We start from the raw sequence: 20,501 nt of genomic DNA, 5'->3' as shown, positions 1-20,501 counted from the left end.
AGGGATTAGAACTTCCTTTGTTTATTTACAAAGTTTTTTGAATTCATCAGCTACAAACTGTACTTTTGTTCCGACAATAACCTGAACAGCAGTTTTGCTTGGTCTGATAATACCTGCTACACCTGCAGATTTGATTTTCTTTTCATCTACTAATGTGTAATCTTTGATTTCAAGACGAAGTCTTGTGATACAGTTGTCGATAGATGTAACGTTAGCAGCTCCGCCAACACCTTCCAGAACGATTTTTGCAATGCCTGTGAAGTCATCGTTTGCAAGCTCTACTTTTGTTTCATCAATATCATCGTCTTCTCTACCAGGTGTCTTCATATTGAATTTTACAATTACAAATCTGAATACTACATAGTAGATAGCGCCAACAACCAGACCGATTGGAATTAACAACAGTGGGTTCTGTGCAAATGGAGCCTTAAAGCTAAGTATCCAGTCAATCAAACCTGCACTGAAGTTAAATCCCGCACGCACAGGAAGGGCTGCTACAACTGCCATAGAAATACCTGTTAATAAAGCATGTACTGCATATAATGCCGGTGCAAGGATCATAAATGAGAATTCCAGAGGTTCTGTAACACCGTTTAAGAAAGAAGCAACTGCTGCGGACATTAAAAGACCTGCTGCAACTTTTTTCTTTGTAGATTTCGCTGTATGGTACATAGCCAGAGCTGCTGCCGGAAGACCGAACATCATTACCGGGAAGAAACCGGACATGTACATACCTGTTTCACCTAACACACCACCGGTTGCATTACCCCAGAATTTTGCAATATCGTCAATACCTGCAACGTCAAACCAGAATACAGAGTTCAATGCGTGGTGCAGACCGAATGGGATTAACAGACGGTTGAAGAAACCGTAAATACCTGCACCGATTGGACCTAAGCCCATAATGAATTTACCAAGTGTAATCAATACATTGTAAACGATTGGCCATACAAAGAACAGTACCAAGCTGGAAATCAGGGATGCGCCTGCTGTAACAATGGCAACACATCTTTTACCACTAAAGAATGAGAACGCATCCGGTAATTTTGTGTTTTTAAACTTATTATAGCATGCTGCTGCAATAAGACCACATAAAATACCGATAAACTGTGTCTGTGTTTTTGCAAAAGCAGGGTCTACTTTTTCTACTGCTGTCTGTGTAAGCATAGCTACAACATCAGTAGAAAGCAGAGTTGTTGTCATAATCCATGAAACAAGACCTGCAAGACCTGCAGTACCGTCGTTGTCATCAGACATACCAACAGCAACACCAATCGCAAACAGAATTGGCATCTGGTCAATTAAACATCCGCCGCCCTTTAATAAGAAAGCAGCAATTACATTGTTAGCGCCCCAGCCGGTAGGGTCAATCCAATATCCAATACCCTGCAAAATAGCCGCAACCGGAAGACATGCAACCGGAAGCATCAGGGATTTTCCTAATCTTTGAAGATATCTCATCATAATAAAAAATCCTCCTTCTTTTTCCTGTTTTAATCCCTTTTATCCTACAATGGAAACCCGCATAAAACGTGCCGCCATCATTTTATTTTAGACCGGAAAAGCCGGTGTAAAATACCTTATTATTTCATTTTGATGCTTACCACATCATCCTTTGGCATTACGTCTTTACCGAAAATTCCTTCTACTGCGGCGTAATCATCTGTGTTGCATACCAGCATTGGTGTAATGGTGTCATAGCCGGCTTCTTTTACTGCATCTAAATCCACAGTCAAAAGCAAATCGCCTTTTTTCACCTTGTCCCCTGCCTTTACATGACCTTCAAAGCCTTCGCCTTTTAATTCTACGGTATCAAGCCCTACATGAACTAAAATTTCCACGCCGTTATCTGCTGTCATGCTGACTGCATGAAGTGTATCAAATACCATTGCGATTTCTCCGTCAGCCGGAGCGTAAATTTTACCTTCGGAAGGGATAATTGCCACACCCTGTCCCAACATACCTGTGCTGAAGGTCGGGTCATTTACTTCTTTTAAATCTACGGCTTTTCCCTTTACCGGCGCTCCTAAAAAGAACGTGTTGTCCTGTTTTTTCTTAAAAAAATTAAACATGTTTTCCTCCTACTTATATGAAAAATAATCTGCTGTCTTTAAATGATTAAAGGCTTCTTCCTCTGTGAGATAGCGTTCTCCTGCAAGAGAACCAGACTTCATACCGCTGGCATCTACATAAACAGTCTGTCCATTCATAGAAACTGCACAAAATACATAGCTTTCCTCCTGTACCCAGCCGCCTTGCCAGGTTCCTGCTACAATGTGAGCTTCCATTCCTGCTCTGTTACAAAGCTCTGCCAGAATTTTCGCATATCCCAAGGCAGTTGCCTTTCCCTCAAGAACTGCTGCCGTATGATTTGTAATGTAATATTTGTCCAACAGCTCTCCGATATGAGATACTTTTTCTCCTGCGGTTTCCATGCTGTCTGTGGGCTTTAAACTGTCCTTCATCCAGTCTAAAAAGTAATCTACGGTACTTTTCTCACCGCTGTCTTTTGGTATTCCTGCAATAACCTCATCTAAAATCTGCTCTGTATTTTCAAGTCTTCTGTTAATCTCGTCAACCTTGCTTTCATTGTTCACTGCCAGTCCGTCTCTGATTTCATTGAGATTTGATATCGTTCCATCCTGGGCAAAGGCTGCCTGAATTTCAATTCCTTCTGCACAGGATAGGAATAAAATCACTTTGGAAATTTCATTCTCCGTAATCCGATTTAAGTCCTTATCCTCATACTGTACATACACTTCATCTTCTGTCATGGGAATTTCTACGAAACCATAAAAATAATTTTTCCCTTCACATTCCAGCGCAGTGACAATTCTCTGGTATTCTTTTCCGTTTACCGGCTGAGGAAGCGTCAGTACACCGCCTTTTAAACTCTCTATATTTTCTTTTAAAAAGAGGTAGACCTCATACTCCTTCTTGGTAAGCTGATTGGAATAAAAGTCACTTTCTACCGCAGCTTCCTTTCTGGGACTGTCCTCCAGTTTTCCGGAAAGGGTATTGGATAAGGTAATCTTCCTCTGCCATGCAAAAAATGCCGCAAGAAAAATTATCATAATTCCGATAAGCAATGCTGCTCTTTTATGTTTTTTTATGTAATTCATTTCTCTATTCCATTTCCCGAACAATCTTTCTAAGCTTTAAAATCATGGATGGTGCTACGGAAAGCTCGTCCACTCCCATATTTACAAAGGTTTCTGTCAGTTCTGTATCTGCTCCCAGCTCTCCGCAAATTCCTGCCCATTTTCCTGCTGCATGAGCATTGTCCACTACCATTTTAATCATTTTTAAAATCGCTTTATGGTGCGGATTATAAAACTCCTCTAATTTCTCATTCTGACGGTCAATAGCAAGAGTATACTGTGTCAAATCATTTGTTCCGATGCTGAAGAAATCTACCAGCTCTGCCAGCTCATCACTAATCATTGCTGCTGCCGGTGTTTCAATCATAATTCCTTCTTCCACATCTTTATATGGTGTATCGGAAGCTTTCAGTTCTGCCTTCACTTCTTTTACGATTTCTTTAATTCGCATGACCTCTTCCACAGAAGTAATCATAGGATACATAATCGAAAGTGTTCCGTATACGGAAGCTCTGAAAAGCGCTCTTAGCTGTACCTTGAAAATTTCCGGCTGTGACAGACAAATACGAATGGCACGATATCCCAATGCCGGATTTTCTTCTTTTTCTAAATTAAGATAGTCAGCCTGCTTATCTGCGCCGATATCCAACGTACGGATAATGACCTTCTTTCCTGCCATATTCTGCACTGCCTGCTTATATGCCTGAAACTGTTCTTCCTCCGTAGGAAGCTCATTTCTGCCGATATAAAGGAACTCACTTCTGAAAAGTCCAATTCCTCCCGCATCGTTTTCCAGCACATAGCCCATATCTCCAACGCTTCCGATATTGGCATAGATATTGATTTTTTTACCGCTTTTTGTAACGTTTTCTTTTCCCTTCAGCTTCAGCAGAAGATTTTTCTTTTCTTCTTCTGCTGCAATTTTGGCTTTCGCTGCCTCCTGCACGTTTTCATCCGGATCTAAGATAAATTCTCCTGTAAAGCCGTCTACCACTGCACAAGTACCTGACTGAATTTCCTCTAAATTCATATCCACACCAATCAAAGCAGGAATATTCATCATACGGGCAAGAATAGCTGTATGAGAATTTGTTGAACCATGTACCGTAACAAAAGCAAGGATTTTTTCCTTATCCATCTGAACGGTCTCGCTTGGTGTCAAATCATCTGCCATAACGATAACCGGCTCTTCAAACTCTGTATCCATGCCGCTTTGTCCTGAAAGATTTCGCACCAGACGTTCTGAAATATCTTTAATATCTGCCGCTCTTGCTCTCATATAATCATCATCCATACTGGCGAACATCTCTGAAAAATTATCGCCGGTAGATGCCACTGCATATTCTGCATTTACTTCCTGAGTACGGATAATATTTTCAATGGACTCGTTATAATCATCATCCTCCAACATCATCTGATGTACTTCAAAAATTGCTGCGCTGGCTTCTCCCACTTCTTTTACGGCTTTTTCATAAAGCTTCTGAAGCTGTTTCTGAGATTTTTGTCTTGCAGCCTCTACACGTTTTACTTCCTCATCCGGATTTTCTACTTTTACACGTTTTACAATATAAGCTTCTTTTTTCAGCACCAGAACTTTTCCCAGCGCCACACCTTTATATACAGATTTGCCATTCAGATGTTTCATATCTATCCCTGCCATTTCTTATAAATTTGCTTCAAAAAACGCTTTCATTCCTTCAAAAGCAATGTCCTCATCGCTTCCTTCTACCTGAATTTCTACGGTCTGTCCGCATTTTACCGCTAAAGACATAAGCATCATCAGCTTCGTAACATCTACGGTTTTTCCTTCTTTTGTAATTGTGATTTTACTTTCGTATTTCTTTGCCTCTTTTACCAACATTCCCGCCGGTCTTGCGTGAATTCCCAACTCATCTTTTACTGTGTACTCAAAACTTTTCATTTTTAATATCTCCTTTCAATCAAAACATTCTTTATGAAAACTCAAAAAGAGTTTTTCTCTTACATAATACGCTGAATATGAATAGCAAGAAATCCCACTTCCTCTTTATCCAGTTTTTTCTCCAGCTTCTTTTCTATATAATGGCAAATGACTTCAGAAATCTGTCCTGCTTTTGGATATTTGCACCGAATAAAATCATTCAGCTCTATATTCACCGCTTCTCCTGTCTTTGCTCTCACCACCATATAATACAAATGGCTCATCAGACGAATATAAGCACAGGAGTCCTGACGTATTTTATCTCCCAGACACTCCTCAATCATTAAAATACAGTCATCAATAATCTGCGTTGTCTTTAACGTATCTGATACCTGTTCATCCGAAAGACCCGAATGAATATGAAGGGCAATAAACCCTGCTTCATCATCAGATATGCGATAGCCTGTCATTTTCTCTATGATTTCTCTGCTCTTTAAAGCAACGGCATATTCCTTCCCAAACAGAATTTTAATATCGGGCACAAAGGGATTTGATAAAAATATTTTTTCCTGCTCTCTTTTTGCCGCAAACGCAATGTGGTCTGCTAAAGGCAATAAAATATCTCTTTTAATGGTATCAAAAACCTGCTCTGCTGCCTCAATAATTTTACCTGCTGCTTCGATGTAGACAGGGTCAATGGTATTTACCACATTCATAGTAGAATTTCGCTCCTCCCGAACTACCGGCGTATAAACCGATGCTCCCGGAATTTCCGTAAATTCATCTCCTGCCTTTCTCCCAAATCCTATGCCTTTTCCCAATAAAATTCTTTCGCTGTCATCTTCCTTCACCTTTGCAAGCAGTGCATTATTGTTCAAAATTTTTAAAATACAGTACATTTTTCGGTTTCCCCTTTTCTAATAAAACAAAAAGGCATAAACTCCCCTGTTTCCAATCACTTCCCGTGAATAAAACAGTTTCGTTTATGCCTGCTTAACCAGTAACACACTACTCCGTTTCATTGTGTATAATGAACATATATAAACTATATACTATGGTGCGCTTATCGTCAAGCTGTATTTTTTAACCAATTTTTACTTTGCTTTTTATGAATTTTTTACAATTCTTATACAAATTTTATGGCTGTCCCCCTGCTTCTTACTCCTCTTCCTTTTTCTGATGTTTTTTTCTGTACTTTACACATTCTGTCAGTAAATATTCGATTTGACCATTCATAGAACGAAAATCGTCTTCTGCCCATTGGGCAATTTCGTTCCATAATGTTGCTGACAGCCTTAAAGGTACTTGTTTTTTCTTATTTTCCTTCTCCAGAATGTGTCACCACCTTGTTTTTAGTAAATGCTGCCGCTGTTTACAATCGGCTGTGCATCTTTATTTCCGCACAGAACAACCAACAGATTGCTTACCATTGCAGCTTTTCTCTCTTCGTCTAATTCTACAATTTCATTTTCATTTAATTTTTCAAGAGCCATTTCAACCATACCCACTGCGCCTTCTACGATTTTCTGACGGGCGTCGATAATTGCCGCAGCCTGCTGTCTCTGAAGCATGGCAGATGCGATTTCAGGAGCATAAGCCAAATGTGTAATTCTGACCTCCTGAATTTTAATTCCTGCATTTTCTACCTTTTCCTGCAATTCCTCGCACATAATGTTTGCAATCTCCTGACTGCTGCTTCTTAAAGATTTTTCATCTCCGCCTTCTGCGCCGTCATAAGGATATTTTCTCGCCGTGTTACGAATAATGGAGTCACACTGAATAGAAAGGTAGCTCTTATAATTTTCTACATTGATGACTGCCTTTGTGGGATTTTCCACTTTCCAGATTACAACAGCGCCGATTTCTACCGGATTTCCAAGCTCATCATTGACTTTCTGTTTCTCATTGTTCAAAGTCATGGTTTTCAAAGATACTTTTCTGCTCACACCTTTTCCGTTTGCAGCTATTCTAACAGTAGGATTAATAGCTGTAACAAAAGGCTTTACCCAGAAAAAGCCTTCTTTTCTCAAGGTTCCGTAATAATTACCAAACAATGCCAGAACCAGCGCTTCCTTGGGATTGATTACCTTTAATCCGCACAGTACCAGCACACCTGCCACAAAGAGTATCGTTCCCAAAACAACTGAAATCCCTGCCGCTGCTCCTCCTGCTGACTGGTCTATGAGATAAATTCCATATCCAAATCCTGCTATTCCTACCAATGTCAAAAGCATTCCGCAGATTAGCATAACAAATCCTGACTTTGCCTGCAATACCTTTTCTTCCTGAATTTTACTTTCGCTGTTCATATTGTACCCTCCTTATGCTTTTCTTTTGTTATTATTTGATATCATTTTGATATCATAAAAGCATCACTGTTTTCTTACTTTGTCAAGATAAAGTTTACTCATATCGGACAATTTCTTTTTTCAATCGCTTCATAATCTTCTTCTCCAGTCTGGAAATATAAGATTGCGAAATCCCCAGCAAATCCGCCACCTCTTTTTGCGTCTTTTCGCCTCCGTCAGGCATATTAATTCCAAACCGCAATCGCACAATGGTCTGCTCTCTTTTTGTCAATTTACCGATGGCTTTTCCCAAAAGCTTTCGCTCCACTTCGTTTTCAATATCCTTATAAATCACATCCTCATCTGTTCCCAAAATGTCCGAAAGCAGCAGTTCGTTGCCGTCCCAATCCACATTTAACGGCTCGTCTATGGAAACCTCCAGCTTTGTTTTACTGTTCCTTCTCAAATACATTAAGATTTCATTTTCAATACAGCGGGAAGCATACGTTGCAAGTTTAATTTTCTTTACAGGGTCAAAGGTGTTAATCGCCTTAATCAGTCCGATTGTCCCAATGGAAATTAAATCTTCAACTCCTACCCCTGTATTGTCAAACTTTTTCGCAATATAGACAACTAATCTTAAATTATGCTCAATCAGACAGGCTCTCGCTTCCTCTTTTCCTTCTCCTGCCAAAGCGTCCAGCATTTCTCCTTCCTCCTGCGCTGTAAGAGGCGCAGGCAGCACCTCTGCTCCTCCGATATAATGCAGTTCGTTTTTCTTTGGAAGAAAAACCCCTTTAAACCCTGAAAATTTTACATTCCCTCCAACACAGATATCCATATTCACAAAACTCCTCCTCTTTATTTTTCCCATATCCCCGGACTTATGATTGCCTGAAATCTCCCTTTCTCAGACAATTTCGTGTATGAAATCCCAACAGCGGCATGCAGAATTTTGCGTTCCTCCTCCTGCTCTCTGACAATAAGCTTATCCACCGTTACAACAGGAAGCAGTCCCTTTTGACAGCCTACGCTAGTATAAGGCAGAAATCTGGGATTTAAACCCCGAAAAAAAGCAGCCTCTTCCTCTGCTAGCTTCTCTTCTACCATGTTCATGGCGCAGAAATTTTCCAGAAAGCGCTGTTGTTTCTCCGTCAATAATTGAAAAAAACTGTCCTTTTCCATGACGCAAACAGATTTTCCCGTTGCTCTGTCATACAGACAGTTTCCTGTATCATACAGTCCTTTTACATTTATTTCCTTTCCGCTCAGGGCTATGCCCACCTCGCAGCAAAGTTCTCTTTTCCGTTTTAAGTATTTACAGAGTCTTATGCCTATGTATAAAGTCCAATAACAGCATGTCGTTATTGCTCCAAATGTAAAAATGCCTCTCCTTGCTCTTTGTGAAAACACAAAAAGAAAGCCTCCCAGCAGGAAGTTGCATCCAAGAAATACAAGCATTTTCAAAATCAGATTTTTCAGTCCTTTTACACTGCATCCAAAGCTCACCATAGCCACTGCTGTCACCGCATAAAAAATCCCGTTTTTCAGACTTAGCAATTCTTTTGAAAATGCAAGAATAAAACAGCTTCCCACCGCTCCCACTGCCGCACCTAAAAGCGCTCTTACAGAATTGGCAGCTCCTGTAAGCAGCTGGTTGGTCAGGCACAGCACAAAGAAGCCGGAAATCAGGTTGACCACGAAAAAAACGTCTACGTAAACTTCGCAGTACACAAAACACCCCCTAAACCTCTGCATGACTCTCTTACTTATCTGGAATAAGTAATTTTATTATAGAGGGTAGGGGGCGCTGATTTTGTCAAAAACATGTAGTGATACAGAAAATCTTTTCGACAATATCATTGTTTATTTTTCGCTTTATGTTACCTGCTTTATGTTAATCATTTGAGGATATCATGAATATCCCCAAGAACTTTTTTCAACTCATCTGCCTTTATCTGTCCGGGAGCGGATGCCTGTTTTCCTGATGCAAAGGTGACGCAGGAACCGGTAAGCTCTCCGCAAATCCTGCTCAGCATACCGCTCTGTCCCATAGACATGGTAATCCTAGGCTTATTACTGTGCTCTTTTCGTTCCATGGTAGCTTCTAAAAGAGCACACACATCTTTTCCTGACTGAGGCATTACCGCAAGCTTTACAATGTCTGCTCCTCGGTTTTCCATGGTATACAGAGCATCTGACATTTCCCTTACAGAAGGCGTTCCTTCAAAATGGTGGCTGGATGCAAGCACCACTGCCCCCGTCTCCTTCAGCTCCTTTATAAAGTCTTCTGACTTTTCTCCATACCAGAACACCTGCACATCTACGATATCTGCCAGCCTTCTTTCGGAAACCTCTTTTAAAAGCTTTACATAATCTTCCGACATAATGGATTTTTCTCCGCCTTCTTCTTTTGTACGGAAAGTAAATAATACCGGAATTTGTTTGAAACTGTCGTTTATTGTTCCCAGCATTTCACAGACTCTTTCCGGATTATCACTTTCTTCAAAGAAATCCACTCTCCATTCAATCAAATCCGGATTAGATTTTTTTACAATTTCCATTTCTTCTATAATTTCTTCTCTGTTTTTCCCTGTTAAAGGAATACAAATCTTCGGAATACCCTTTCCGATTTCTACGTTTTTAATTTTTATTATATTCATCCTGCCACTTCCTTGCTTTTTCCTTGTATTAGGATTTTATCACATTTTTCTCCTTGACACCACTACTGTTTCACTTTAAACTTCTAAATAATAATATATTTTTAAAGGAGGCTTATTCATGCCAGCGATTACAGGGAAGACAAAATTAACCGGACTTTTAGGAGACCCGGTAAGCCATAGTATTTCACCTCTTATGCACAACTTCAGCTTTCAAAAGCTGGGCTTAGACTATGTATATTTATGCTTTCAAATCAATGAGCAGACCTTAGAAGAAGCAGTAAAAGGTCTGCGTGTTTTGGATGTAAAGGGCTTTAACCTTACCATGCCAAACAAAAATAAGATACTTTCTTATTTAGACGCACTTTCTCCCGCAGCCCGCCTCATCGGAGCCGTAAATACCGTAGAAAATAAAAATGGAGTTTTTGTGGGACATAATACAGACGGCATTGGCTTCATGCAGTCTGTAAAGGAACAAAATATTGACATGAAAAACCAGACTATGACACTTCTGGGAATTGGAGGCGCTGCAACGGCAATCTGCGCACAGGCAGCTCTTGACGGCGTAAATACCATACATATTTTTTCCCGCCCCAACAGCTCACATCTTCCTCGCATAAAAGCCTTACAGGAAAATTTAGAAAAAGAAACCTCCTGTAAAATTTATATTCACAGCCTATTTGATACACAAGACTTAAAATCAGCCGTAAAAGACAGCCGCCTCTTGGTAAATGCAACCTCTGTGGGAATGTTTCCCCATACCGATGACTGTCTCATTGAAGATACTTCTATTTTCCATACGCATCTTGCTGTGGCAGATATTATTTACAATCCATGGGAAACTACGTTGCTGGCGAAAGCAAAAGCCGAAGGGTGCAAAGCCTTTAACGGTTACTCCATGCTCCTATATCAGGGAGCTGAAGCTTTCCGCATCTGGACGGGAAAAGAAATGCCAATAACTCTTGTAAAAGAACACTTAAAACAATAGTTCTTTTTCTATACATCTGTTTTACAGAAACAGACTAATCATTCTGAAAACAAACAAATATATTTTCATCAAAAAGAGCTGTTGTATTAAGCTATATCCGAATATTTTGGGATACGCACTTAATTGAACAGCTCTTATTTTTCATTTCTTTATTCTCTTCATTTTCTTTTCTTCATCGAAGAATTTCTTCGTTTCTGCTATAACCACCGGACTTAACGCAAGAAGTGCTATTAAGTTCGGAAATGCCATCAACGCATTGGTAATGTCAGCCAATATCCATACGGTTTCTAATGTAAGATATGGCGCTACTGCGATACAGAGAATATACACGATTTTAAAAATTTTGGAGCAATGTACACTTTTCACCAAATAGGAAAGGCATCTTTCACCATAATAGCACCAGCCGATAATAGTCGTAAAGGAGAAGAATACCAATCCAATGGATACGATATACATACCGATATTTCCGGGAAGTCCCTGATTGTATGCCGCATTGGAAAGTAAACTTCCGTCTAAGGCTGTTGTATCTAAAAGTCCTGACGAAATTACTACAATTCCTGTCATTGTACAAATAATCAATGTTGTAAAGAATACGCTTGTCATAGATAAAAGTCCCTGACGTACACAGGAGTTCGTCTTTGCCGCTGCTACTACAATCGGAGAACTTCCAAGACCTGCCTCATTGGTGTAAACACCACGAGCAACACCAGTTTGTAAAGCTGTCATAACAGAAATAATAATTGTTCCTGAAGCGCCACCAATCATTGCTCTTGGATGAAAAGCAGCGTCAAAAATGGACTTAAATACTCCCGGAATGGCATCCGCATTGATAATCATAATGGCGATAGAGCCTAATACATAAAAGATTGCCATAACCGGAACAATAAGCTCTGCTGCTTTTGAAATGGATTTAATCCCTCCCAATACTACTGCTGCTACCGCAATTGTAACTATAATACCTACTAGCCAGATAGGTAAACCAAAAGCAGAATGTGCTGACTCTGTAATTGCGTTTACCTGTGGGAAGGTCCCGCATCCCATAAGCGCTGTCATTACACCAAAAATAGCAAATATTTTTGCCAGCCAAATCCATTTCTTACCCATACCATTTTGTATATAGTACATTGGACCGCCTGCTATTTCTCCGTTCTCATCCACAGTTCTATATTTTACTGCAAGCACACCTTCCGCATACTTGGTCGTCATTCCCACAAAGGCAGACACCCACATCCAAAAAAGTGCACCCGGTCCTCCGGTTCTAAGGGCAGTCGCAACACCTACAATACTTCCGGTTCCTATTGTTGCTGCCAGAGTAGTACACAGGGAAGCAAATGCTGATACATCACCGTCGTCCCCTTCTACGCCCTTTTCTTTCTCGAAAATATACCGGATAGCTCTAGGCAATTTTGTAATCTGCAAAAACCCCAAACGTATTGTAAAATATAATCCCGTTCCCACCAATAAAATCAGGGTAATCGGTCCCCATACAACAGACTGGATACCTTTTAATATGTCTATAAAGCCGTCCATATAAATCCTCCCGTCACATTCTCATAAAAAAAGCAAAAAAGAACTGTTTCATCTGCTATCGGAAATACAAATACATGATCAGCCAATACGCTATTCTAAGCGAAGGCAGACTGAGCGAAAATGTACAAATTTTCTCGATATGCACTTCATGCAACAGTCCTTTTTTACTTGTCCCTGTTTCTGAAACAGAATGTCCTGTTTAGAACAATTCTTTAATTTCTGTATGTTCTACATTGAAGCTGTCTGCTACATTTTTGCAGGTAAGCTTGCCATCATAAGTATTAATGCCAGAATAAATTACATCATTCTCCTTGCAGGCCTGTTCCAGACCTTTTCCCGCAATTTGAAGTCCATATTTTAAGGTTGCATTGGTCAGTGCTATCGTAGAAGTTCTCGGAACAGCTCCCGGCATATTTCCTACACAATAATGAACAACACCGTCAACTACAAAGGTTGGATTATCATGATAAGTTACCTTTGTTGTTTCACAGCATCCGCCCTGATCTACTGCTACATCTACGATTACACTTCCCGGCTGCATTTCTTTCAGATATGCTTTCTTCATAACCTTCGGTGCTGCTTTACCCGGAATAAGAACACAACCAATAACTAAATCTGCATCTTTCACCGCTTTTTCAATAGCTGCGTCTGTACTATACATTGTCTGAATTCTAGCTCCGAAAATATCATCCAGATATGCCAGTCTTTCCAAACTGATATCAAAAATTGTAACATCTGCACCCATACCAACGGCAATCTTGCAGGCATTTGTTCCTACATTACCGGCACCCAGAATAACAACTTTTGCTTTTGGTGTTCCCGGAACTCCTGAAAGCAACATACCTTTTCCACCAAACGGTTTTTCCAAATATTTTGCGCCTTCCTGAACACTTAAACGTCCTGCAATCTGACTCATAGGAGCTAAAAGAGGAATACTTCTGTTTCTTTCAATTAATGTTTCATAAGCTACACCTTTTACCCCTGCCTTCAACATTGCATCTGTCAAAGGACGATCCGCTGCAAGATGAAGATATGTGTAAAGAATTAAATCCTTATGGAAATATTTATACTCTTCTTCCAAAGGTTCTTTTACTTTAATCATCATTTCACAGGTATCCCATACTTCCTTCGCTGTATCAATCAATACTGCTCCTGCTTCCTTATACTCTTCATCTGTAAAACAAGAGCCTTCTCCTGCACCCTTTTCAATATAAACAACATGTCCTGCATTTGTATAGCTTTTAACATTATCAGGTGTGATACCTACACGGAATTCATTGTTTTTAATCTCTTTTACACATCCAATTTTCATAACTGAAAAGACCTCCCAATAAAATATTTTCATACAGCTACTTTTCTTATTGTGTTATCATTGTCCGGAAATGATATGTTGTTCTTATATCTGTATTCTATTCGTGCACTTTTACTAATATGTATAAAATTCTGTTTCTGCTTTACCCGTTCTCAATTTCTTCTCCAATGGAGTAATCCTCCTCTCTAAAATCTTTTCCACAGCTTGACGTCTTTTTCACTGCTTCTAACTTTTTTCATGTTTTGATACTATCACATTTCCCAATATTTTTCAATATTTTTTCGAAATATTGTATGAATATTTTTTATTTCATATTTTAAATAGTCTATTGTATATATATTGTATATACACTTTTCAAAATTGATGTTTTATTTTCTTAACGCTTAAAATAGTAAAAGCGAAAAAGCAGTGCCAACCTCCGGAACATTTTTCTTTCATAGGAGGAAATTTTCTATAAAAAAAAGAGCTACCTGAGGGTAGCTCTAAATCAGTTTCTATCTTCTGTTTTTCAGGAAATCAGGAATTTGAATATCTTTCTTTGGAACATTGCTTGTAAAATTCGTCTGTGGCTGCTGGAAGGTTGGCTGTTTAAAAGTCGGCATCTGGTATGTCGGCTGAGCCTGTACCTGTGGCTGCTCCTGCTGTGTTCTCGCTGTTTTGCCTGATTTTGCAGCATTTTTATCTCTTGTTACGCTTGCCTTGCGTGTTGTTTCATCGTCAAGACCTGTTGCAATAACGGTAATTCTTACATAATCCGCTTCTTTATCATCATACAGCGCACCGAAGATAATATTTGTATCTTCACCGGTCATGTTCTGTACATAAGTTGCCGCATCGTTTGCATCCATAAGAGAAATATCACCGGATACATTGATAATAACATGAGATGCACCTTCAATGGTTGTCTCAAGCAGCGGACTGGATACTGCCTGCTGAACAGCTTCCATCGCTTTGTCATCGCCTTTGCCTTCACCGATACCGATATGAGCAACACCTTTGTCAATCATAACAGTCTGAACATCTGCAAAGTCAAGGTTGATAAGTGCCGGCAAGTTAATTAAGTCTGTAATACCCTGAACAGCCTGCTGAAGCACTTCATCTGCTTTCTTTAAAGCTTCCGGCATAGTAGTACGGCGGTCTACGATTTCTAAGAGACGGTCGTTCGGAATAATAATCAGCGTATCTACGCTTTCTTTTAATTTTTCAATACCGGCCAGAGCATTGCTCATACGTGTTTTTGCTTCAAAACGGAAAGGTTTTGTAACAACACCGACAGTCAGGATACCCATTTCCTTTGCAACACCTGCTACAACCGGAGCAGCGCCTGTTCCTGTTCCGCCACCCATACCACAGGTTACAAATACCATATCTGCCCCCTGAATTGCCTGACGGATTTCTTCAATGCTTTCCTCTGCTGCTTTTTCGCCGATTTCAGGTTTTGCACCTGCACCAAGTCCTTTTGTAAGCTTTTCACCAATCTGAATAACTGTTGGTGCTTTACATAAGGTTAAAGCCTGTTTATCTGTATTTACGCCGATGAATTCAACTCCACCGATTGCTTCCTCTACCATTCTGTTTACTGCGTTATTTCCAGCTCCGCCTACACCTACAACGATAATCTTTGCAGATGACTCAGCCTCGTTTGTCATGATTTCTAACACTGTATTTCCTCCTTTAGCTCACTTGTATGGATTGAAATGTATATTACATTTGTTCACTTCATCAATATCCGGAAAACCGGTATGTATCAGTAATACATATAGATATATAATAAATGCTTTTCTAAAATTTATCAACTGCTAAATTCATATTTCCCTAATTTTTTCTGTATTTTTTAGAATTTTTTTCTTATTCTTCCTTCTTTGAACGGGTATCTGCCGCATCTGCGCCATCCGTATATTCCAGCTGGTTTTCCTCCTTATTCTCCTTTTTGCTGTCTTTTTCTGTTACAGTCTTTTCATCCTCCTCAGCATTCTCATCTGCATTTTCTTTTGTATCCTCTTTTGGCTCTTCCTCATCGTCTTTCTTTGTATCTTCCTCAGGCTCTTCCCCTGTATCGCCTTCCTGCTCTTCTTCGGAGGTATCTTCATCGCTCTTTTGTGTGTCGTCAAATACCACTGCCTGCGTATCTTCTGTAATATTTTCCAAATGAAGTATTCCTGCCATTCCTTCAAGCTGAGGAAGAATTCCTGACAGACGGTTCATTTTTTCATCCATATTCTCATCATTTCCCAAACGAACCTCAATGTCGCCGTAATACAAAACCAACTGCTTCATATCATTAAACACCAGCCTGTCCGGTTTCTGCTCTGTTTTTTCCAGCATTTTTCCGACACTTAAAATACTGTTCAGCTTTTTTGTATTAATTCCCTGTAATTTTTCGCCTTGTTTTGCTTCCTTTACACCGAGCCCTTCAATGTATGGAACATTTTCAATAGGCGCTTCTGTAAAAATCTGAACAATTCCCTGCCTGTCAAAATTGGCATATTTCCCTTCATAATCAAAATAGCCAATCAGCTTTTTTTCTTTTACCTGAACCACCAATGTGTTCATGCCTTTTCTCTTTAGTGTGACCTTCTCAATCAGTTGGGCATCTTTTGTTTTTTCTCCTGTTTTAATCATCATTGCCAATATGGTATTTTTAGCAATAGGTGCATCTAAAACCATCCTTTTGATTTCTTTATCTGAATAGAATTCATTTCCTTTTACTTCCACCTTTGTGACACGAAATCCCACAAAGAATACCAGTATAAAAATCAATACTGCACATACAATTCCTTCAATGAGAATTCTGTATAATTTTTTCTTACTCATACGTTTCCCCTTTAGTCTTTAAAAATCTGTGCGCCAAGCATGGATAAATCTCTGCATATATCTTCATATCCCCGCTCTATATAGCTGCAATTTTTTACATAAGTTTCTCCCTGTGCCGCAAGTCCTGCAACTAAAAGCGCCGCTCCGCCGCGAAGCTCTGATGCCGTCACGTCTGTTCCCTTCAAATATCCCGGTAAAATTCTGGCTGTGTTTCCCTCCAGCTCAATCCTTGCTCCCATTGCCTGTAATTGAGAAACCGTCTTAAAACGGTCTTCAAAAATATTTTCCGTAATTTTGCTCTCTCCTTTTGCAACGGATAAAACAGCCATGAAAACAGACTGCAAATCTGTTGGAAAACCCGGATATACCTGTGTCTGCAAATGCTCCAACGGTCTGTCTGCATAAAAGCTACATAAAGTCAGTTTACCACTGTTACAGGTATATTGTCCACCCATTTTCTTATATGCCTCAAGCACTGCCCCCATCTCTTCTACGGGTGCGTCTAAAAGAGTGCATGCTCCTCTTGTAATCGCACTGGCACAAAGATACGTTCCTGCGGCAATTCTGTCTTTCGGCACGTGAAATTCCACATCATGCAGCTTTTCTACTCCGGTAATCAGCAGTCTGGAGGTTCCTGCTCCTTCTATTTTGGCTCCCGCTTTTTTTAAAAAGTCACATAAAGCATATACCTCCGGTTCTCTGGAGCAGCCTTCTAAAACCGTAGTCCCTTTTGCCAGAACCGCTGCCAAAACGGCATTTTGCGTAGCCCCCACGCTGACAAAAGGAAATTTTAGCCGACAGCCTTTTAATCCTGTGGTCTTTGCAAAAATCTGTCCCTGATTTTCTAAAATTTCTGCCCCCATCTTCTTTAAGGCTTCCAAATGCAAATCAATAGGGCGCTTTCCTATGATACAGCCACCGGGCTGCGGTACAGCTCCCTCTCCAAATCTGCCTAGCAGGCTTCCCAACAAAATAATAGACGAACGCATTTTCCGCCCTTGTTCCTCATCTACCTGTGTTTTGGTAACAAATTCTGTATTAATTTCCAAAGTATGCTTTTGCCAGGCGGTTTTTGCCCCTAAAAGCCGCAAAATTTCTTCCATGGCAAAAACATCTGCGATTTTGGGACAGCCATATAAAATCGTAGTCCCTTTATTTAAAAGTGCGGCAGCCATCAGTGGCAATGCCGCATTCTTAGAACCCTGTATTCTCACTTCACCGTTTAAAGGAATTCCGCCCACAACCCTTATTCCCTTCAAGCCATACACTCCTCTTTTTTCTTTTCGAAATTCTCTGATACTATATGCTATGCAGCTTTTTTATTTCTGTTCTCTACCCTCCCAAGCTATCCCTGCTGACAGCCAATGCAAGCCCCATTTCTCCCAGTAAAAACAGTACCGAAGTACCTCCGTAGCTTACAAACGGCAGGGTAATTCCTGTATTTGGTATGGTATTTGTCACAACGGCAATGTTTAAAATAACCTGCATGGCAATGTGCCCCATAATTCCCACTGCCAGCAATTCTCCGCACAAATCACGGGCATGGGTGGCAATGACCATAAGCCTCCAGATTAAAAGAGCAAATAAAAAAATTAAAAACCAGGAACCTGCAAGCCCTGTTTCCTCGCAAATAATAGAAAAAATCATGTCATTCTGCGCTTCGGGAACAAATCCCAGCTTTTGCAGACTGCTTCCCAATCCTTTTCCGAAAATTCCGCCGCTTCCAATGGCATACAGCCCCTGGATAGTCTGAAACCCTTTTTCATAAGCTTCTGGATTTCTCCAGATTGCCAGACGTTCCAGACGATAACTTGCCATACTTAAAAAGATGCCGATAAATACAATTCCCGCTGCTCCAATTCCAATAAAAGGAAGATATCTGGGATTGGAAACAAAAATCAAGATTACACCAATTCCCAAGATAATAATTGCTGTACTTAAGTTATTTGTTCCCACAAGTCCGACAATCGGAAGCAAAATCGCCATGGTTCTTATCATATATCCAATGCCCTGTTTCTTCTCATCTGTCTTAATTAAAACAAAGGTTAAAAGTAAAATGACCGCCACTTTTGCGAACTCCGAAGGCTGAAAAGACAATGGTCCCATAGACAGCCAGCGTTTTGAACCGTTATATTCGTCTCCGAACAGCAGAACTGCCAGAGATAATAACAGGGAAATCAGATAAAAGAAGGGGGCAAATCTCACCAGCAAATGATAGTCCATACAGGAAACCAGATACATTCCCATAAGACCTAAAGATGTGGCAAACAGCTGTTTCTTAAAGTAATACGCAGAGTCGTGAAATTTCACTCTGCCGTTATAGGCGCTGGTGCTGTAAAGAAATACCAGACCTGCAATAACTAAAATGATAATCAGACATAAAAGAATTTTGTCAAAGCTTTTTTCTCTGCCCTTTTCTTCCACTGTCATTCATTCCTTTTTCTTTTCCCCTTTCTTTCAATGTATGATATCTTTACAGCATACAGAACTGAAAAAGGAGCTGCCGCTTTCCATACGACAACTCCCATATTCTTATGCTTTCTTTAAAGCATATACATATTCTTTAAATTTATCGCCTCTCTGCTCATAATTATCAAACTGTCCCCAGCTTGCACAGGCAGGTGATAATAAAACAGCATCTCCTTTTTCTGCTTTCTGTGTGCACATAGAAACTGCCTCTTCCAAATTATCTGCTAAAATCGTGTTTACAAATCCGCATTTATGGGCTACTTCCTGAATTTTTTCTCTTGTCTGCCCGATTAATACCAGATATTTTACTTTTCCGTCAAAGGACTGTATCCATTCTTCATAAGAGGACTCTTTGTCATAACCGCCTCCGATTAAAAGAGTCGGACGGTTCATTGCCTGAATACCTTTGATTGCGGCATCCGGATTGGTTCCTTTAGAGTCATTGTAATATGCAATACCGTTAATCTCGTCTACAAACTCTATTCTGTGAGCTACGGCACGAAACTCTGTTATCGCTTTATGGATAACTTCCACGGGAACTCCTGTGTAATAAGCCATTGCAGAAGCTGCCATTACATTTTCATAGTTATGTTTTCCTAAGATTTTCAATTCCCCTGTTTTTACGATTTCAAGAGTCTCTGTATCTGTTTTCAGACAAATCGCATCCCCATCTAAAAATGCGCCCTTTTCCAGCTTTCTCTCACTGGAAAAGAAAACAGTTTTTGCAGGACATCTTTCACCAAATGCACGAAGAACTTCATCTTCATAATTTAAGATACAGTAATCTTCCTTTGTCTGATTTGCTGTAATCAGCTCTTTCACACGAATATATTCTTCCATGGTATGATGACGGTTTAAATGGTCTTCTGTAATGTTCAAAATAGCAGAAACCTTCGGAGCAAAGGTATCAATGGTTTCCAGCTGGAAGCTGCTGATTTCTGCCACCGTGTAACTGTCCTCTGTCATGGAAAGCGCTGCATCCGTATAAGGATTTCCGATATTTCCAACCACAAACACAGAGTCTGCATAGGCTTTCATAATTTCTCCCAAAAGAGCTGTTGTAGTTGTTTTTCCGTTGGTTCCTGTGATTGCCAGTACTGTTCCTGCACTCATCTGGTATGCCAGCTCTATTTCTCCCCAGACGGGAATACCTGCTGCTTTTATCTGCTCCACAGTTGGAATATCCAGTGGAACACCGGGACTCATAACTACTAAATCCAGACTTTCTAAAAGCTCTTTTGAAAGCGCCCCAAGAACAATCTCACATTTACTGTCCTTTGGAAGTTTTTTTCTGATTTCTTCTTTACAGAGCTTTTCATTACCGTCATAGAGAATAACCTCTGCCTGTACCTTTTCCAAAAGCTTTGCAGCGCCTATTCCGCTGATGCCTGTTCCAAATACTAATACTTTCTTTTCTGTCAAATCCTTTTTCTGCAATT

General features: G+C 40.0%; 19 protein-coding genes. 1 reads left to right on the top strand and 18 read right to left on the bottom strand.

Translation table 11 applies throughout. The features are described from left to right. Nucleotides 1-21 precede the first annotated feature (21 nt). From nagE to aroD, 11 genes are all read right to left on the bottom strand, one after another. Nucleotides 22-1,464 carry an N-acetylglucosamine-specific PTS transporter subunit IIBC gene (gene nagE, locus CGC63_RS05440; RefSeq protein ID WP_089438669.1) on the bottom strand — a complete coding sequence of 481 codons (1,443 nt, stop codon included), beginning with the start codon at nt 1,462-1,464 and terminating at the stop codon, nt 22-24. Nucleotides 1,465-1,583: 119 nt separating this feature from the next. Then, entirely contained in the window at nt 1,584-2,072 is a 489-nt protein-coding gene (locus CGC63_RS05435; protein ID WP_004222864.1) for a PTS sugar transporter subunit IIA, read from the bottom strand. A gap of 9 nt (nt 2,073-2,081) precedes the next feature. After that, nucleotides 2,082-3,122 carry a hypothetical protein gene (locus tag CGC63_RS05430; RefSeq protein ID WP_004222866.1) on the bottom strand — a complete coding sequence of 347 codons (1,041 nt, stop codon included), beginning with the start codon at nt 3,120-3,122 and terminating at the stop codon, nt 2,082-2,084. A gap of 4 nt (nt 3,123-3,126) precedes the next feature. Then, nucleotides 3,127-4,746 (bottom strand): phosphoenolpyruvate--protein phosphotransferase, encoded by a 1,620-nt coding sequence (ptsP, locus tag CGC63_RS05425; protein WP_040351269.1) that lies wholly within the window; start codon nt 4,744-4,746, stop codon nt 3,127-3,129. Between the two features lie 18 nt (nt 4,747-4,764). Then, complete coding sequence (locus tag CGC63_RS05420; RefSeq protein ID WP_004222870.1) at nt 4,765-5,022, bottom strand: HPr family phosphocarrier protein; 258 nt, start codon at nt 5,020-5,022, stop codon at nt 4,765-4,767. 59 nt (nt 5,023-5,081) lie between these two features. After that, nucleotides 5,082-5,900: a PRD domain-containing protein gene (locus CGC63_RS05415; RefSeq protein WP_004222872.1), complete on the bottom strand. Its 819-nt coding sequence runs from the start codon at nt 5,898-5,900 to the stop codon at nt 5,082-5,084. Between the two features lie 259 nt (nt 5,901-6,159). Then, a complete protein-coding gene (locus tag CGC63_RS15955) occupies nt 6,160-6,336 on the bottom strand; it encodes a type II toxin-antitoxin system antitoxin (protein ID WP_117467028.1) in 177 nt (58 codons plus the stop codon). 17 nt (nt 6,337-6,353) lie between these two features. Further along, entirely contained in the window at nt 6,354-7,310 is a 957-nt protein-coding gene (locus CGC63_RS05410) for an SPFH domain-containing protein (protein ID WP_004222876.1), read from the bottom strand. 94 nt (nt 7,311-7,404) lie between these two features. Further along, the gene (gene sigE / locus CGC63_RS05405; RefSeq protein ID WP_009246731.1) at nt 7,405-8,130 is read right to left on the bottom strand and encodes an RNA polymerase sporulation sigma factor SigE; all 726 of its coding nucleotides are present in this window, start codon (nt 8,128-8,130) and stop codon (nt 7,405-7,407) included. Nucleotides 8,131-8,150: 20 nt separating this feature from the next. Then, nucleotides 8,151-9,023 (bottom strand): sigma-E processing peptidase SpoIIGA, encoded by an 873-nt coding sequence (locus CGC63_RS05400; protein ID WP_022239819.1) that lies wholly within the window; start codon nt 9,021-9,023, stop codon nt 8,151-8,153. Nucleotides 9,024-9,190: 167 nt separating this feature from the next. Continuing rightward, complete coding sequence (gene aroD, locus CGC63_RS05395; protein WP_004222884.1) at nt 9,191-9,952, bottom strand: type I 3-dehydroquinate dehydratase; 762 nt, start codon at nt 9,950-9,952, stop codon at nt 9,191-9,193. A gap of 118 nt (nt 9,953-10,070) precedes the next feature. Here aroD and CGC63_RS05390 point away from each other — a divergent pair, with 118 nt between their 5' ends. Then, on the top strand, nt 10,071-10,937 hold the full coding sequence (locus CGC63_RS05390; RefSeq protein ID WP_004222886.1) for a shikimate dehydrogenase: 867 nt from the start codon (nt 10,071-10,073) through the stop codon (nt 10,935-10,937). 141 nt (nt 10,938-11,078) lie between these two features. Here the strand turns inward: CGC63_RS05390 and CGC63_RS05385 are convergent, their stop codons facing one another. The 7 genes from CGC63_RS05385 to murD form a co-directional block, all read right to left on the bottom strand. Beyond that, the gene (locus tag CGC63_RS05385; RefSeq protein WP_004222888.1) at nt 11,079-12,467 is read right to left on the bottom strand and encodes an alanine/glycine:cation symporter family protein; all 1,389 of its coding nucleotides are present in this window, start codon (nt 12,465-12,467) and stop codon (nt 11,079-11,081) included. A gap of 199 nt (nt 12,468-12,666) precedes the next feature. After that, nucleotides 12,667-13,779, bottom strand: a complete 1,113-nt coding sequence (ald, locus tag CGC63_RS05380; protein WP_009246734.1) for an alanine dehydrogenase — start codon at nt 13,777-13,779, stop codon at nt 12,667-12,669. 494 nt (nt 13,780-14,273) lie between these two features. Further along, nucleotides 14,274-15,428: a cell division protein FtsZ gene (gene ftsZ, locus CGC63_RS05375; protein ID WP_004222896.1), complete on the bottom strand. Its 1,155-nt coding sequence runs from the start codon at nt 15,426-15,428 to the stop codon at nt 14,274-14,276. Between the two features lie 199 nt (nt 15,429-15,627). Further along, entirely contained in the window at nt 15,628-16,593 is a 966-nt protein-coding gene (locus tag CGC63_RS05370) for a cell division protein FtsQ/DivIB (RefSeq protein ID WP_004222898.1), read from the bottom strand. An 11-nt stretch (nt 16,594-16,604) separates the two neighbouring features. After that, on the bottom strand, nt 16,605-17,852 hold the full coding sequence (gene murA / locus CGC63_RS05365; protein ID WP_009246737.1) for a UDP-N-acetylglucosamine 1-carboxyvinyltransferase: 1,248 nt from the start codon (nt 17,850-17,852) through the stop codon (nt 16,605-16,607). A 73-nt stretch (nt 17,853-17,925) separates the two neighbouring features. Beyond that, entirely contained in the window at nt 17,926-19,023 is a 1,098-nt protein-coding gene (locus CGC63_RS05360; RefSeq protein ID WP_004222904.1) for an FtsW/RodA/SpoVE family cell cycle protein, read from the bottom strand. 102 nt (nt 19,024-19,125) lie between these two features. Next, the gene (gene murD / locus CGC63_RS05355; protein ID WP_004222907.1) at nt 19,126-20,499 is read right to left on the bottom strand and encodes a UDP-N-acetylmuramoyl-L-alanine--D-glutamate ligase; all 1,374 of its coding nucleotides are present in this window, start codon (nt 20,497-20,499) and stop codon (nt 19,126-19,128) included. Between the last annotated feature and the right edge of the window lie 2 nt (nt 20,500-20,501).

It is taken from the genome of Blautia hansenii DSM 20583, from assembly GCF_002222595.2.
Lineage (GTDB): Bacteria > Bacillota > Clostridia > Lachnospirales > Lachnospiraceae > Blautia > Blautia hansenii.
The sequence above is the reverse complement of the archived record's forward strand: the minus strand, read 5'-3'. Positions and strand labels throughout refer to the sequence as shown.